This window comes from Trinickia sp. Y13 (assembly GCF_029522115.1).
Classification (GTDB): Bacteria; Pseudomonadota; Gammaproteobacteria; order Burkholderiales; family Burkholderiaceae; genus Trinickia.
On record NZ_JAKWFK010000013.1, the window covers coordinates 105510 to 120082 of the forward strand.

The following is a 14573-nucleotide window of genomic DNA, read 5'->3' on the forward strand; positions in this document are numbered from 1 at the left end:
ACGAATACCGAACATGAACAACGAAGGATCGACATACGATCGTCGCGGCCTATTAGCGCACCTAGAACGCAATTTCAAAATAGATTGGCATGGCATCCATGGCATCAATCACTGGCTTCGCGTACATTGCTTCGGCACGCAAATCGGGATGCGCAGCGGTGCGGACTTGGCCGTCGTCGAATTGTTCGCCTATCTGCATGACTGCTGCCGAATCGCCGAGCGGCTCGATCCCCTGCACGGAGAAAGAGGGGCGGAATTCGCCCGTCGATTGAATGGCACGTTTTACACTTTGTCCGAGCTGCAGCTCGATCAGCTATGCACCGCCATTCGCTTTCACAGCGATGGCTGGATACACACGGATCCGACTATTCAGTCGTGTTGGGATGGTGACCGCCTGGATTTAGGTCGAGTCGGCATACAACCTCATCCTGATTTTCTATCGACTCACGCAAAGCAATTCCTCGAAGAAGCTTCAGCTGAACTCACCGATATTTCACTAGAGAGTCTCTAATTCAAGCTGATGATCGACGCCCTCTATTAGGATGCTCGATTAACCCAATTCATGCACCTTTCTTCCAACGCATGAATGCTCGGTCTTGTAGACCATTTTTATCCTTACCCCTTCCATTAACAGGGAAATCGATATGCCGATCACTGTTTCCGGTATCAACACCATTTCGCCCATCTCCACCGGCACGCCCGCTACGACGCCGCATGGAGATCGAAAGGCCCCCACCCCGCAGGGTCAACCCGCTCGATCACCGGTTCTCGCCCAAAACCTCGCAATGCTGGGGCAATTGCGCCGACAGGGGGGCGCCGTGGACCGCCAAGACGCTGCATGGGAACCGCCCCGCAGCGGAGACGTGAAGGGCCTGTAACGGCCTCGAGGCAAGCGCGCCGTTCGTGCTTGCCTCGAGACCCAGGAGCCGAATGCTCTAGGGTTCGGTGCGATCGCATCGCGACGCCCTCCCCGACGCGCTCCGCGCCGGACCCGATGCATGCCTGACCATTTCTGGATCCGTATGCTCGAAAAACCACCCATCTTGTATCACGGCAGCCCTTATCTTTTCGACGAGGCGATGCCCTCGTTCCCGACGCCAACAACCGATCCGCGATGCCGCAAGGGCGTTTATGCGTCGGATGACCGACGAATCGGCCTCGTGTTTGCCTTGCGATGCCGCGAGACAAAGACTGGCGCTTTGCAGCGGCCACGGTGGTGGCGCAAGCACAACGAAGTCTTCGTTGCCGTGATCCACGACACGATCGATTGGGACGCAACGGGCTTTTTGTACCACCTGCCGCCCGCCACGTTCTCGTGCGAGAACGGATGGGAATGGCGCTCGACGACGAAAGTCACCCCGATTGGCCGCGAGACCGTCAGGGCCGCAGACTTCTTGGGGCTCGCCTCGCAATCGGCGCACGAAACCATCTACGAGGTAAGGGAACACGCCTACGACCCGGCGGCCTGATGCGCCATCGACCGATCATCGTCATTCTTTTCCGCGAGCTCAACCCCTATGGACCAACCTCGAATCGATATCCGTGAAAACAGGATTATCTTGCCGGACGGTCATCGCACTCGCGTGCTGACCTATAAGACACCGCTCGGGCCCACGCCGCAAGTCGTCGTGCTCGAAGGCTTCCTGACGCATGCCGAATGCGACGAGTTGATCCAGCTCGCACGAAATAGGCTCAGCCCCGCCGAAGTCGTCAGTTCGAAAACGGGCGACGCCTTCGTGTCACCGGCGCGCGTTGCCGATATGGTGGCTTTCGACGGCGCCGAATACGAACTGACCCGGCGAATTGAAGCGCGAATCGAAGCGCTGACGCAATGGCCCGTCGATCGCTTCCAGGATGTCCAAATCATCCGATACGGCATTGGCGGGCAATACAAGCCGCATCACGACTGCTACAACCCCGACATGCCCGCGTTCAAGAAGATTCTGGAGATCAACGGACAGCGGCTTGCGACGTTTCTGATGTATCTGAACGACTGCCCAAGCTCGGGAGCCACCGCGTTTCCGCGTCTGGATGGCTTGTTTGTCTGCCCACAAAAAGGTAACGCGCTGTTTTTCCGCTATCCGCCGAACGCCGATGGCAAGCCCGACACAAGCTGCCTGCATGCCGCTGGCCCCGTCTTCGAAGGGGAGAAGTGGATCGCGACGACGTGGCTTTGCGAGCGCCAATCCCCCACCTCGACGCCCATCAAGTTTTGACATCGCCAAACATCATGGACACCACCTACCCTTGGATCAGCATCGAGAAAAACATACTGACCTGCCCCGACGGACACCGCGTCAAGCTGCACGCGTACTCGATTTCGCCGGAGCTCGCCCCGCAAATCGTCGTATTGGGCGGCTTGTTGTCGGAGACGGAGTGCGACGATTTGGTGTCGCTATCGGGCGCGAGGCTCCAGCCCGCGATGGCCGCTGATCTCTGCTCCTCGACGCCGTCGCACCGGCCCGCAGAGACGGTCGAACACGCTCATTTCGCCCGCGCCGAAAACGACGTCATCGCAAAGATCGAGGCACGCATCGCGACGCTATCGCAGTGGCCGGCCGCCGACGCCTATGGGTTGCGCGTCACGCGTTACCGCGAGGGCCGCGACCTCGCGACATATGGCGGCGCCGTCGATCTGAAGGATACGGCGCGCGACGCCGATGCCCAAGACGCTCGACGGCCGATTGCCACCGTCGTGATGTATCTCAACGATGCCCCGACCGCGGGCGAAATTTCGTTTGCCCAAACGGGTCTCTCAGTCTGCGCGCACAAAGGCAACGCATTGTTTTTCAACTACCCCGATCTCGGAGAGACGGCCGGCGGCCTCGGCACGCTCGGCGGGTTGACGATTCCCGCCGGCGAAACATGGATCGCCACGAAGTGGTTGGCGCGAAACCAACATGAATAGCGCAGGCGACGCGCCACGCGTTAAGCGGCAGAAGGCGGAACAACAGAAAAGCGAAACCCGACGCATGAATTCGCCACACGCAACGCATCCCTCGATCGAGCTACGGGAGAACGCCGTGCGCTTCCCCGACGGCCGCGTTACCCGGATACTCGCCCACCGCGTTTTCACGCCTGCGTCCTCGCAGATGGTTCTTCTGGAAGGCTTTCTGACCGATGCCGAATGCGACGCGTTGATCGCGCTATCGAGCGGGACGCTCGAACCCGCGCGGGTAGTCAGCGCGGTAACGCGTGAGGATTCTTTCACGACTGCGCGAATCGGACATGTCGGCCTGCTTTTCGGGGCCGAGCACGATTTGATCCAGCGCATCGAAACGCGAATCGAGGCGCTAACACGCTGGCCCCGCTCGCACTTTCAGCCCATGCAGCTGTCGTACTACGGCATGGGCGACGGATTCAAGCTGCATCACGACTTCTTCGATCCGGCTATCCCCGCGTATCACGGTGCTTTAAAACGACAGGGCCAAAGACTGGCCACGCTCATCGTGTATTTGAACGACTGCGCGGGCTCGGGGAACACGGTGTTTCCCGCGCTAGACGGCCTGTTCGTAGCGCCGCAAAAAGGAAACGCGCTGTTCTTCAGCTATCCGGGAACGGCGACCGACCCGGATCGACGCTTCGTGCACGGCTCCACGCCGGTATCGGCCGGCCACAAATGGATCGCAACGACATGGCTGTGCGCTCGGCCCCAAGATCGCGCTCGGCGAGCGCAAGGGAGCCGCGACTGATCGACCATTCCATTGCAAGCGGCCCCTTTCCCCCGGGGCCGCCTTGGGACTATGACCCTACCCTCGAAAGAAACAAATTGGGTAGCGCGTCGAGTCCAGTGTGCTTCACCTCGTGGATCACGCCGCCGCGTTTTCTAGCCGCTTCGGCCACGCCGTTTTTGGCGTGGTATGCAATGCCGACGTCCGCTTCGCCCAGCATCGGCACATCGTTCGAGCCGTCGCCCACCGCAGCTGCCATCGCGCCCGCCGGACGCCTCGCGCGCACTTGATTGGCTTTGGCCAGCGCATCGAACACCTCGCCGATCACGCGCCCGGTCAGCACCTCGCCATCCGTTTCGAGCACGTTCGCCGCTTGAAAATCGAGGCCCAGATCCGCCTTCAACGGCACCGTGAAATGAGTGAAACCACCCGACAGCACGCCCACCTCGGCCCCAACCCCCTTGAACGCAGCAATCATTTCCCGTGCGCCAGGACTCAACTCGACGTGTTCGCGATAGACCTCCCGCAATTCGGAAACGGGAAAGCCCTCTAGAAGCGCCACGCGTTCGCGCAGGCTCTCGGCAAAATCGATCTCGCCATTCATCGCCCGCGTCGTGATCGCCTCGATCTGTTTCCCGATGTCGCGCCCGGTCACGCCGCGCGCGTCCAAAATCGACTGCCATTTGCGCGCGATGGCATCGATGCACTCCCCCAAAATCAGGGTTGAGTCCATATCCGATGCGACGAGCCCGACACGATCGATGCTGCGCCAGCCCGGAACGACCGCGGTGTCCACACCGTGGCGATCGGCGAGCGCCTGCAATTGCATCGCACGCTCCGGCGCCACTCGTCCAACGTCATGCAGGCGATAGGCATCGCCCGTTGCAAGCGGCAGGCGCACAGTGGAGCCGCCCGGGCGCATCAAACGAATGAATTCGTCCAACACATGTTCGGGCAGATACGGCGCTTGGACGACGACATGGTTCAAGCGGTCTTCAACCACCGTCGCGGATGCACGCACGGGCGCACGGGGGCGCTTCGCGCCCAACATGGCCAGCGCGGCCAACTCGTTCGACGACTCGCCCATGCGCGAGGGTCCGCCCCTCGCCGCGGTCTCGCTCGGCGACGTCGGCGGTTTGTCGGACAGCGTCTTCACGGACGCGTGGCCGCGCGGCTGCACGTTTAGGGATGTTCTGGCCATACGGGAATCGAGTGGAGTGAAATTGCCCCGAAGCGGGAGCGGAATCGCCGCAATGCTGCGACGCAAAGTGTAAGAGTGCCGCGCCTCGCGCCGAACCATGAGATTCGTAGTAAGCGGTGAATCCATCGGAACACGAGCACGAAACACTACTGAATGACGCAGTTCCCCGGCCGATATCCACGCGACTATAGTCGAGAACCATGAAACGTCGCGCGACCATGCGCCGTGCCGCACATATGACGGAGGACTTGATGACACACCCCGAAACGCGCAAGCGCTCATCGACAGGAAGCGGCCAGCCGAACGCCCGACACGCGATCGACTTCATCGAAGTCGCCGACTGTCAACTCGTCGTAGGTAAGAATGCAGTGCGTCGCGGCGAATCGAACGGCCGCGATCGGGTTTCCGAAATTGCGACCGACCTCGCCAACGCACATTCCGCGCACGAGCGCCAACAATTGCTGCGGATCGCGCTGCGCACGATAGGCTTCGATTGGTTCTGCTACTGTCGGCTCGTGCGGCTCGGTGAAATGGTCAACCGCGCCCGTTACTTCGATCTGTGCTCTCCGCCGGGATGGGCGCAGCGCTATGTCGACCAGCGCTACTTCGATATCGATCCGCGCATGGCCTTCGCGTGTCGCCACAACGGCCCTCTCGTCTGGGACCACGACACGCTCGCAGCCGACGGCGCCATTGCAGTGGGCGAATCCGGTGGCCGGATGCGCCGTTTTATCGAAGATGCGGATGCTTGCGGCACGCGCAGCGGCATCGCGTTCGGGCTCGTCGATCCGGCCAGTCTCGAGCACAGCGTGATGATCTTCAGCTCCGTCAACCGAACGAGCGAATGGATCGACGATCGCGTTGTCGGGCAAGCCTATGCGCTAGGCCTCGGCGTGCACGCATTCTTGGCCGAGCAAATGGCTTCGATGGCGCAAACGCCCACCCTATCCGATCTACAGCGGCGCATCCTCAACTTCACCGCGACTGGTCTGAGCGACCGCGAAATCGCGCAGCAACTGAATATGTCGCGCAGCAACGTCGACTATCACATGCGGCAGATCCGCAAGAAGTACGGCGTACTCAATCGCGTGCAGCTCGCGTACCTCGCGGGACGGCTGCTCGTCGTCTGAAGCGTGCGCGTCGACATCCCGGCGAGCGGATATCAGTCACCGCCGGGACCCGCTTCACCATGGCCGCGCAGATCGATCCATTGAACCTGCGGATAGGCCTGTCGAGCATAGTCGCGCAAAATGGCCGGAAAGCGCGCGGCGTCCAGCAACAAGCTCCATCGCAACGACAGCGAAACCGCTACTAAGCCACGCTCGGCACGCCCATCGGCGACCGAGCCGTCGGTCAACACGACCGCGCGTATCGCCGTTTCCCGGCCCGGGCGCAAGAAAGGCGACACCATTCCCGGGGCCATTTCCAAGCAGGCCAACGGATCGAGCTTGGGCGGATTGACGTGCAGTTTCTTGGCGGCCGCCCTCGCCAGACCAAGACGCTCGGCCAGATCCCTGAGCAGCGCGCGCGAGAGTACGGCGTCGCCGATCGCGGTGCATAGAACGAATCTGCCGCCCAACTCGATCGTCACCGTCTTTTGCACGCGAGCAGGCGCGACGATGCTGTCTTTCTCGGCGGCCGTCAATGAAGGGCGATGCGCGCGAAAATAGGGCTCCGCGCCGTGCGCGCGGCAAACGTCGCACAACAGCTCGACGCTTTCGTGCGGCAAGGTTACATCGCCCCATAGCCGCGGGTCGTCGCTGCGCAATGGCACTCGCGCGGCCAGTAGCCCTGCGCCCGAATGCGCCGGTGTGACGGACTGAGCGCCGACCTCGCGCTGATGCCGCTCTTGTTCGCGGTCGATGGGTCCGTACACGTGAAACTCTCCTGGTCATCGCACAATAGGGCAGGCTGCGGCCCGGCGCCTACGCTGCTCGCTACGACGCGCCAATCGGCGTCGCTTGCGTACCACCTCGCGCAAGCGCAAGTTCGCATGAGCGCAAAGCATAGCGTGCCGGCTATCGCACGGCGCGGCGCGCGCGAAGCCATTGCCGCGTGGCCGAAGAACGCTTCGCTCGATGCCACGCCTAGCATTGCGCGCAAGATGGGGGCACCGGTGGCGCGCTAGCCGCATATTGCCGCGACGCCGCAGCCGGCGCCAGCGAGTGCGCAGGCAGTGCGGCGCTCGCCCCCCGCGGCGAATCGTTGCGCCCGCATCCGATTGGCTTCGCATTACTACACGCCGCTCGAGGCGCCGGTGATACCCTGATGTCTTTGCCGGGCCCCGATTCCAGCGCAAACATGGCACAGCGCGTTGGTCGCGCGTGCCGCGCTTCGCCTGCCTTCCGGATGGCTTTCAAAAACCCAGTAGGCGGGTCTTACCTGCCCTCGCGCTTGCACGAGGCATCTCTTACCGGGTGCGGTTGATCGCCGCGAAAGTGCCGAGCTGAAAACGCGAACTTTCGTAGTGATGCCCGGTTGGCGCACGCAAATCCATAGGGCGACTACTACTTCGCTGCTGGCGCGAACGCAGCCGCCGCTGGAATACTGTTCTCTTTCACGTTCGGCATGCGGGGGCATGCTTTTCCCGGAGCAAGAAACATGAAGCGGTATGGCACGAGCGATACGAATACCGATTTTTCGAACTTCCAGGTTTTCGGCGACGCCGATCTCGACGGCGCGGCCGATGCACTCCCCGACTGCGACGCGCCAGGTGGCCAGCGGCTTGCCGGCATCGGCCATGAGCTAGCGAAAGCGGACAGCGCGCAAGCACGCCAGGCATTGCTGCGTGCGGCCCTGCGCGCGGCCGGTTTCGATGCGCTGTGCTATATGCGCGTCTCGCGCATCGGCGACACGATCAACCGGCTCGCCTACTTCAACGCGTTTTCCCCAACGGGCTGGGCGCAACGCTACTTGTGCGAGCGCTTCTATGAAATCGATGCGCGGCTCGCCTATTCATCCCGGCACGAATGGCCGATGCTGTGGGACCTGTCGACGATCGCCACTGCCGCACCGGTTGCCGGCGCGGGCGCTCAGGCCGCCGCCGCGGCGCTTCCGGCCGTCCCGCATCACACGGCGGCCGTTGCACGCACGGCGCGATTCGCGGCGGCCGCGCGTGAAGCCGGCATCCTGTCGGGGGTGTCGTTCGGCCTGGGGACCCCCGATGCACTCGACCGGTGCGTCGTCATCTTTTCGAGCGCCGTGGCTACGAAGGCGAGGCTGCCCGACATGGCGATCGGCCATGCGTACGCGCTCGCGGTAGGCTTGCACGAATTTCTGGCGCTGCGCGCGCCGCAACTGCATCGGCCGACCTATTCGGTCGAGTTGAGCGACATCCAGCGCTCGATTTTGGAATTCGTCACGCGCGGTCTAAACGACAAGGACATTGCCGAACGCATCGGCACATCGCATCACAACGTCGATTACTACGTGCGCCAACTCAAAAAGCTCTACCGCGCAACCAATCGCGTGCAACTCGCTTACATCGCCGGATGCGTGCTCGGCGCGTCCAACGCGCGCAGCGACGCCAACCTATAGCGCTGGCCCGAAGCGCAGGGTCGAACTCGATGTTCGACACTTCCTGAAAGCGACTGCGTTAGGCATGCCTCCATCCCCAGCGCGCCGCGAGATAGGCAAGCTGCGCGCGGTTCTCGACATTGAAGGCCTTTTGCAACGTCTTCACGTGATGAGTGATGCGATGCAACGAAGACGACATTTGCATGGCAATTTCGTGATCGGACGATCCCTTCACGAGCCGCTCCAATACATCCGCCTGCTCGCGCGTCAACGTGACGATACGCGCGCGCCGCGCCCGGTCGTCGATATACGGCTGCATCAGGCGGCTCACGGTCAAGCTGGCCGCCAGTACGCCGCCCATCACCCGATCGTCGATCCAGCGCGTATCGAGCGCTTCCGACGTCAAGCTGAGCGCAACGCGTAAATCGGCGCGCGGCGCCGGGAGCCCCAAAATCAGGCCGCTGTGCATGCCGTGTGCACGCAACGTCGAAAGAAGGCTGCGCACCCGCGGTTCGCCGGCGTTGGGACGCGCCTCCAATTGATCGAGATGCCAGGTGACGGGCAGGCCGCTTTCACGCAGCGAATTAAGTCGGGGATCGGTTTCATAGAGCCGATTCTTCAAATAAGCGGTGGTAAATGACATGTCTCCCAGCTCGCGCATCGTATAGGCACGGAGGATGCGGCGCCCGATCGTTTCCAACGCCATATAGGCGAGGGTCGAAAAACCCGCCTGCCGCAAGCGCTCGCGGCATTCACGCAATTGCGCCTCGTGCGCCGGCAAGTCGATCCCCGGATCGATTTCGCGCAGATACGCCAGCGCATCGGCTTGCGAAAACCACACAAGCGCCGGATATTCGTCGTCAATTGTCATCGAAAGAGGACCTCGTCCGCCGGTATCGTTTTTTTACGTTTATTATTACGCGATGTTACGCGCGCCCATGCGGTTCGATCAAACCATGTATCACGCCGCGGCATGACTCTCGATCGGAGGCTCATCGATGCATTACCCTGCATTGCGCAAGGACGAATCGGCGCTTGCGCCACTCTCGCAGACGTGCGGTTCCGAACCGGCAGCGGGCGCTCGCGCCCGCCCGATCGAGGTAGTCTGGTGCAACGACCCGCGCCAGCTCGGTGCGCCTGCCCGCCATGCTCCGCGGCTCGGCGTCGCCGCTGCGCTGGCCGCTGCGCAAAACGCCTGTGAGCGTGGCCGCATGGTAAGCGGGCTGCTCCATCTGATCGGGTTTTCAACCTTCGCTTATTTCGGGCTCGAAGTCGTGCGCGACCGAATCGAACGCCTGTTCTTGCACGAAGCCTTCACGCCCGGCACCTACCGCGGCGAGTACGTGCGCGAACGCTACCATGAGGTGGACCCCCGCACGCAGGCGGCCCGTCGCGGAAGCCTGCCGCTTGTGTGGGATTTACAACAGTTGCGGACGCAACCATCCGGCGCGCTGCATGACGACGGCACGCAGGAAGGTTTGGACAGCTTTATCCGGACGATGAGGGAGGACGGCATGCGCAGCGGCCTCATGTTCGCCATGTCGATTCCCGGTACGCGGCTCCACGCGTTCATGAGTTTCACCGGGCAGCACCGCAGCCGCGACTGGATCACCTCGACCATCTTGGAGCAGGCGCTCTCCATCGGCATGTCGGTCCACACGATTGCGTCGCAGCAATTGATTGCAGCCGCAAGCGACCGTACCTCCGGCGGCTTGACCGAATTCGAGCGGGAATTGCTACTGGGCATCGCCGAAGGCGCCTCGGACAAGGAGATTGGGCGCCGCCTCGAGACCAGCGCGCACAACGTCGACTACCACTTGCGCAAGCTGCGCAAGCGTTTCGGCGTGGGCAACCGCACGGAGTTGACCTACCTCACGTCGAAACTCGAGCTGATCTAGCGCCGCAGTCTCGACACCTACCGCGCAACGCAGCAGCGCTTGCAAGCCGTTCGAGCGCGACATTGCCGCAGCACGGCAGCGCGGCGGCACGGCGCCGCGCGAACCGGCCCGCAGCGTCCGCCGGCGTTCGAACGCCGCCGCCTTCATCGTTTGCATCGTCATAGCCCTCCCGCGGAAACCGGGCGGCCAGAGCCAGTTTGCTATCCTTGCTCGTATCGATCGAACGAATTGCTTCAACGATGAAAATCAATGTGCTCGATATCAAGCGGCTCGATTTGAATCTGGCCGTGGTCTTCGTGGCGATCTGGCAGGAGCGCAGCGTGACCAAAGCGGCGGCGCGGCTCGCGCTGAGCCAGGCGGCGACGAGCGCCGCGCTTGCGCGGCTGCGCGAAGCATGCGGCGATGCGCTGTTCGTGCGCGTGCGCGATGGCATGGCGCCCACTCCGCGCGCCGTGGCGATGGCCGAGCGCCTCGAGGCTGGCGTCGCCGATCTATGGCAGGTGCTGACGCAACAACAGGGATTCGATCCGGGAAGCGCGTCAAGGCGCTTTTCCATCGGCATGTCGGACGATTTCGAGCTCGCGCTCGGTCCGCATTTGACTCGGCTCGTGCGCCAAGCGGGAGACGGCGTCTCCGTGACGTTTCGCCAAACGAATCGCCACGCGGTCGGGCAGATGATGCAAGACCGCGAGATCGAACTAGCGGTCGTATCGGGCACGGTCAAGAGTGCGTGGATCGCGCATGAGCCGATCGGCCAAAGCGGCTACGCCTGCGTCGTCGATGAACGAGCAGTGCGCTGCCCGCTGCCGCTCTCGCTCGACGATTACCTCGCCTTGCCGCATCTGCTCGTGTCGTTTTCCGGGCGAAGCGGCATCGTCGATACGACTTTGCACGCGATGAAGCGCACGCGCCATGTCTATGCCGCGCTGACGCACTTCTCGGCCATTCCGGCCTTCCTCATCGGTACGCGCGCGGTCGCCACCCTACCGTCGCATGCGGCCGCGGCGCTGGCCCGCATGTCGCCTTTGAGCGTATGCACCGCCCCGCTCGATCTCGGCTCGTATCCCGTCGAGCTTCTGTGGCGACGGGACAGTGATGGCGAGAGCGCCCTCCAATGGATGAGAACCCAGATCAAACGAGCCTTCGCGCTCGCATGGGAAGACGCCGCGGCCGTGGCGCCGAGCACGCGCACCGCGAGGCGACCGCGAAACGTTAGGACTGCCAACTAGATCGCTGTTCGGTTGCGATGGAATCGCAATCGGCTTGCAGCCGTCAGGCACAGCCGTTGCTAGAGGACCGTCGCAAACGGTGGCGTCGTACCGCCGCCGAATTCGAAGGAGCCTCACCATGCGCCACGATGACGAACAATCGCCGCACACCGCCCCGTTGGAGACGGTGCCCGACTCCTCGAGCCCTGCGTACGCGAATCGCCATCCGCTCGCGCGGGCGTTCGACAGCTTTGCCAGCGCAGCGACGCGTTGGGCTGGCTCGCCCATCGCGTTCACGCTCGCCGTCGCCGCCATCGTGATTTGGGGCCTGTGCGGTCCCCTCTTTCATTATTCCGACGCCTGGCAACTGATCATCAATACAAGCACGACGATCATTACGTTCCTGATGGTGTTCGTCATCCAGCAAAGCCAGAACAAGGACAGCGTCGCCGTTCATCTGAAACTGAACGAACTGATCGCCGCGTATCGAACCGCCAACAATCAATTGATCGGCATCGAAGACGCATCGGAAGAGGACCTGCGCCGGATCGCCAACGCGTACCTGGAACTGGCCAACAAAGCGGGAACGACGAAGGCCGATCGCGAGACGATCGAGAAATCGGTAAGCGAAGCGAAAGCTGCGCCGAGCGGCGAGCGCCAGTGCAACGTCGATGCTGCGCCGCAGGGCGACAGCGCCCCGAAAGATCGCGCTAGGAAATAAACGCGGCAGTGCGTCAGCGCGCCGGCTCGCGCGGCGGCGTAGGAAAATGCACGCCCGCGCGTTGCGCCGCCGCGGCGATATGCGCCTCGATGCTGCGCCCAGCCGCCTCGGCGTCGCGCGCCTTGAGCGCATCGACGATCGCGCGATGTTCCCGATAAGTCGACTGCAGCAGTTCGCGCCGGTAGAACGGCAGACGCTGGCTTTCCTGCATGATTTCGCTGCTGCTGCGCAAAATTGCCTCGATGGCGCCATTGCCCGCCATCGAGACGATGGTCATATGGAACGCAAAATCGAGTTCGGCCGCCGCATCGAGATCGCCGTCGGCCAGCGCGTCGTGCAACTGCGCCATGTTCGATTCGAGCGATTCGATCACCTCCTCGGTCATCGCGAGCGCCGCCATCCGCGCGGCAAAACCCTCCAACGCGTAGCGCACCTGGTAGGTATCGGGCAGCGACGACAGCTCCGCATAACGCCAAGCCTGCCCGCCAAGCGCCTGCGCGCTTTGCACATACACGCCCTTGCCCGCTCGTATCGTCAGCATGCCGAGCGCTTCGAGCGTCGATAACGCCTCGCGCAACGCCGCCCGGCTGATGTCGAGTTCCTCCGACAATTGCCGTTGCGCCGGCAATACGCTGCCCACGGGATACTCGCCGCGCTCGATCCGCTCGCGGATGGTCGCCGTCGCGGCTTCCGTCACCGTCTGTGTACTGCTTCTCATCGTGCAGAAAAATCGTCTGGTCGGACCGGCATTGTAACGCCCGTGCGATACGCGCTTCGCCCGCAGCGCATGGCTTTCCCGTTCGCACGGGGTAAACCACGAGCGTAACGGTGCTTGACGCAACTATATCGGCTTCCTAATCTTCGTCATAACTAGTCTGGTCTTACCAGTTAGACCAGATGAATACCCGCCACCGTCATTGGGAGGAAGCCGTGCTCAGATTCATCAATTCGCTATTCGGCCGCGTGATGGTTGCGCTCATCGTCGGCATCGTCCTCGGAGCGCTGTTTCCGCACTTTGCCCAGTCGCTGCGGCCGTTCGGCGACGGCTTCCTCAAACTGATCAAGATGGTGGTCGCGCCCATTGTCTTCTGCGTGGTCGTGAGCGGCATCGCCGGCGCCGGCAATTTGAAGAAAGTCGGCCGCGTCGGCGGTAAAGCCATCGTCTACTTCGAGTTCATGACGTCCATCGCGCTCATGATCGGCGCGGTATTGGCCATGGTGATCAAGCCGGGCGCGGGCATGAACGTGGACGTGCATACGCTCGACGCGCAAGCATTGGCAACCTATTCGGAACATGCGAAGAGCCTCAAAGATGTCGGCGCGTTTCTGTTGAAAATCATTCCCGACACGATCTTCGACGCGTTCGCCAAAGGCGACATCCTGCAGGTGCTCGTGTTCGCCGTGTTGTTCGGCTCGGCCCTGTCGCTTCTGGGCGAGAAGGCCAAGCGCGTGAACACGCTGATCGACGAATTCTCGCAAGTGTTCTTTCGCGTGATGGGCTTCATCATCAAGCTCGCGCCGCTCGGCGTGCTGGGCGCCATCGCCTTCACCACCGGCACGTACGGCGTCGCCTCGCTCAAGCAACTCGGGCTGCTCGTGCTGATCTTCTATGCGAGCTGCGCGCTGTTCGTCGCCATCGTGCTCGGCGCCGTCATGCGCCTTTCCGGTTTCAGCCTGTTCAAACTCTTGCGCTATCTGCGCGAAGAACTCGTGATCGTGTTCGGCACGGCCTCCTCCGACGCCGTCCTGCCGCAAGTCATGCGCAAGCTCGAATGGATGGGCGTCAAAGATTCGACCGTGGGCCTCGTCATCCCGACCGGTTACTCGTTCAATTTGGACGGCTTCTCGATCTACCTGACCCTTGCCGTTCTGTTCATCGCGCAAGCCACCAACACGCCGCTGTCGATGCACGACTTGATCGTGGTCATCCTGGTATCGCTCGTGACATCGAAGGGTGCGCACGGCATTCCCGGCTCGGCCATCGTCATTCTGGCGGCGACGCTGTCTGCCATCCCCGCCATTCCGGTGCTCGGCCTCGTGTTGATTCTGCCGGTCGACTGGTTCGTCGGGATCGCTCGCGCCGTGACGAATCTGATCGGCAATTGCGTAGCGACCGTCGTGGTGGCCGCTTGGGAACGAGACATCGACCACGTACGTGCGCACCACGTGTTGGATCGGCAGCCCGGCTTCGATTTCGTGCCCGAGACAGCGGCGCCGCACGCTGACGGCCCGGTTGCGGGCGCTGCCGCGATCTGACCGACAAGACTTGCTTGCATGCGGCCGGCCCGCTCGGCGGCCGCATCGGACCCCACCGCCCTTTCGACGAGCGAGGCTGCCCCGCCTCTTCTCGCCAGACTG

General features: G+C 62.5%; 16 protein-coding genes. 12 read left to right on the top strand and 4 right to left on the bottom strand.

The features are described 5' to 3' along the window. Positions 1 to 13: 13 nt before the first annotated feature. From MMB74_RS21140 to MMB74_RS21160, 5 genes are all read left to right on the top strand, one after another. Positions 14 to 511, top strand: coding sequence for an HD domain-containing protein (locus MMB74_RS21140; protein ID WP_277430614.1), 498 nt, complete (start codon positions 14 to 16; stop codon positions 509 to 511). Positions 512 to 998: 487 nt separating this feature from the next. Continuing rightward, positions 999 to 1469 (top strand): hypothetical protein, encoded by a 471-nt coding sequence (locus MMB74_RS21145; RefSeq protein ID WP_277430615.1) that lies wholly within the window; start codon positions 999 to 1001, stop codon positions 1467 to 1469. 48 nt (positions 1470 to 1517) lie between these two features. Further along, the gene (locus MMB74_RS21150) at positions 1518 to 2216 is read left to right on the top strand and encodes a 2OG-Fe(II) oxygenase (protein WP_277430616.1); all 699 of its coding nucleotides are present in this window, start codon (positions 1518 to 1520) and stop codon (positions 2214 to 2216) included. A gap of 14 nt (positions 2217 to 2230) precedes the next feature. Continuing rightward, complete coding sequence (locus MMB74_RS21155; protein ID WP_277430617.1) at positions 2231 to 2908, top strand: hypothetical protein; 678 nt, start codon at positions 2231 to 2233, stop codon at positions 2906 to 2908. Positions 2909 to 2972: 64 nt separating this feature from the next. Then, positions 2973 to 3692 (top strand): 2OG-Fe(II) oxygenase, encoded by a 720-nt coding sequence (locus MMB74_RS21160; RefSeq protein ID WP_277430618.1) that lies wholly within the window; start codon positions 2973 to 2975, stop codon positions 3690 to 3692. 49 nt (positions 3693 to 3741) lie between these two features. Here the strand turns inward: MMB74_RS21160 and serB are convergent, their stop codons facing one another. Continuing rightward, a complete protein-coding gene (gene serB / locus MMB74_RS21165) occupies positions 3742 to 4872 on the bottom strand; it encodes a phosphoserine phosphatase SerB (RefSeq protein WP_277430619.1) in 1131 nt (376 codons plus the stop codon). 251 nt (positions 4873 to 5123) lie between these two features. On the opposite strand from serB, the gene MMB74_RS21170 reads away from it, so the two are divergent. Further along, positions 5124 to 6002 (top strand): LuxR family transcriptional regulator, encoded by an 879-nt coding sequence (locus tag MMB74_RS21170; protein ID WP_277430620.1) that lies wholly within the window; start codon positions 5124 to 5126, stop codon positions 6000 to 6002. Positions 6003 to 6034: 32 nt separating this feature from the next. On the opposite strand, the gene MMB74_RS21175 is transcribed toward MMB74_RS21170, so the two are convergent. Beyond that, the gene (locus MMB74_RS21175; protein WP_277430621.1) at positions 6035 to 6748 is read right to left on the bottom strand and encodes a hypothetical protein; all 714 of its coding nucleotides are present in this window, start codon (positions 6746 to 6748) and stop codon (positions 6035 to 6037) included. A 117-nt stretch (positions 6749 to 6865) separates the two neighbouring features. Between MMB74_RS21175 and MMB74_RS21180 the strand changes: the two genes are divergently transcribed. Then, positions 6866 to 7000, top strand: coding sequence for a hypothetical protein (locus MMB74_RS21180; protein WP_277430622.1), 135 nt, complete (start codon positions 6866 to 6868; stop codon positions 6998 to 7000). A gap of 473 nt (positions 7001 to 7473) precedes the next feature. Further along, entirely contained in the window at positions 7474 to 8409 is a 936-nt protein-coding gene (locus tag MMB74_RS21185; RefSeq protein WP_277430623.1) for a helix-turn-helix transcriptional regulator, read from the top strand. Between the two features lie 58 nt (positions 8410 to 8467). Here the strand turns inward: MMB74_RS21185 and MMB74_RS21190 are convergent, their stop codons facing one another. After that, positions 8468 to 9259 (bottom strand): autoinducer binding domain-containing protein, encoded by a 792-nt coding sequence (locus MMB74_RS21190; protein ID WP_277430624.1) that lies wholly within the window; start codon positions 9257 to 9259, stop codon positions 8468 to 8470. 127 nt (positions 9260 to 9386) lie between these two features. Between MMB74_RS21190 and MMB74_RS21195 the strand changes: the two genes are divergently transcribed. From MMB74_RS21195 to MMB74_RS21205, 3 genes are all read left to right on the top strand, one after another. Next, a complete protein-coding gene (locus MMB74_RS21195; protein ID WP_277430625.1) occupies positions 9387 to 10286 on the top strand; it encodes a LuxR family transcriptional regulator in 900 nt (299 codons plus the stop codon). 239 nt (positions 10287 to 10525) lie between these two features. Further along, positions 10526 to 11515 (top strand): LysR family transcriptional regulator, encoded by a 990-nt coding sequence (locus MMB74_RS21200; protein WP_277430626.1) that lies wholly within the window; start codon positions 10526 to 10528, stop codon positions 11513 to 11515. A gap of 118 nt (positions 11516 to 11633) precedes the next feature. Further along, positions 11634 to 12215: a low affinity iron permease family protein gene (locus MMB74_RS21205; protein ID WP_277430627.1), complete on the top strand. Its 582-nt coding sequence runs from the start codon at positions 11634 to 11636 to the stop codon at positions 12213 to 12215. 13 nt (positions 12216 to 12228) lie between these two features. Here the strand turns inward: MMB74_RS21205 and MMB74_RS21210 are convergent, their stop codons facing one another. Beyond that, complete coding sequence (locus tag MMB74_RS21210; protein ID WP_277430628.1) at positions 12229 to 12933, bottom strand: FCD domain-containing protein; 705 nt, start codon at positions 12931 to 12933, stop codon at positions 12229 to 12231. A gap of 212 nt (positions 12934 to 13145) precedes the next feature. Between MMB74_RS21210 and MMB74_RS21215 the strand changes: the two genes are divergently transcribed. After that, positions 13146 to 14471, top strand: coding sequence for a C4-dicarboxylate transporter DctA (locus MMB74_RS21215; RefSeq protein ID WP_277430666.1), 1326 nt, complete (start codon positions 13146 to 13148; stop codon positions 14469 to 14471). Positions 14472 to 14573: the final 102 nt, after the last annotated feature.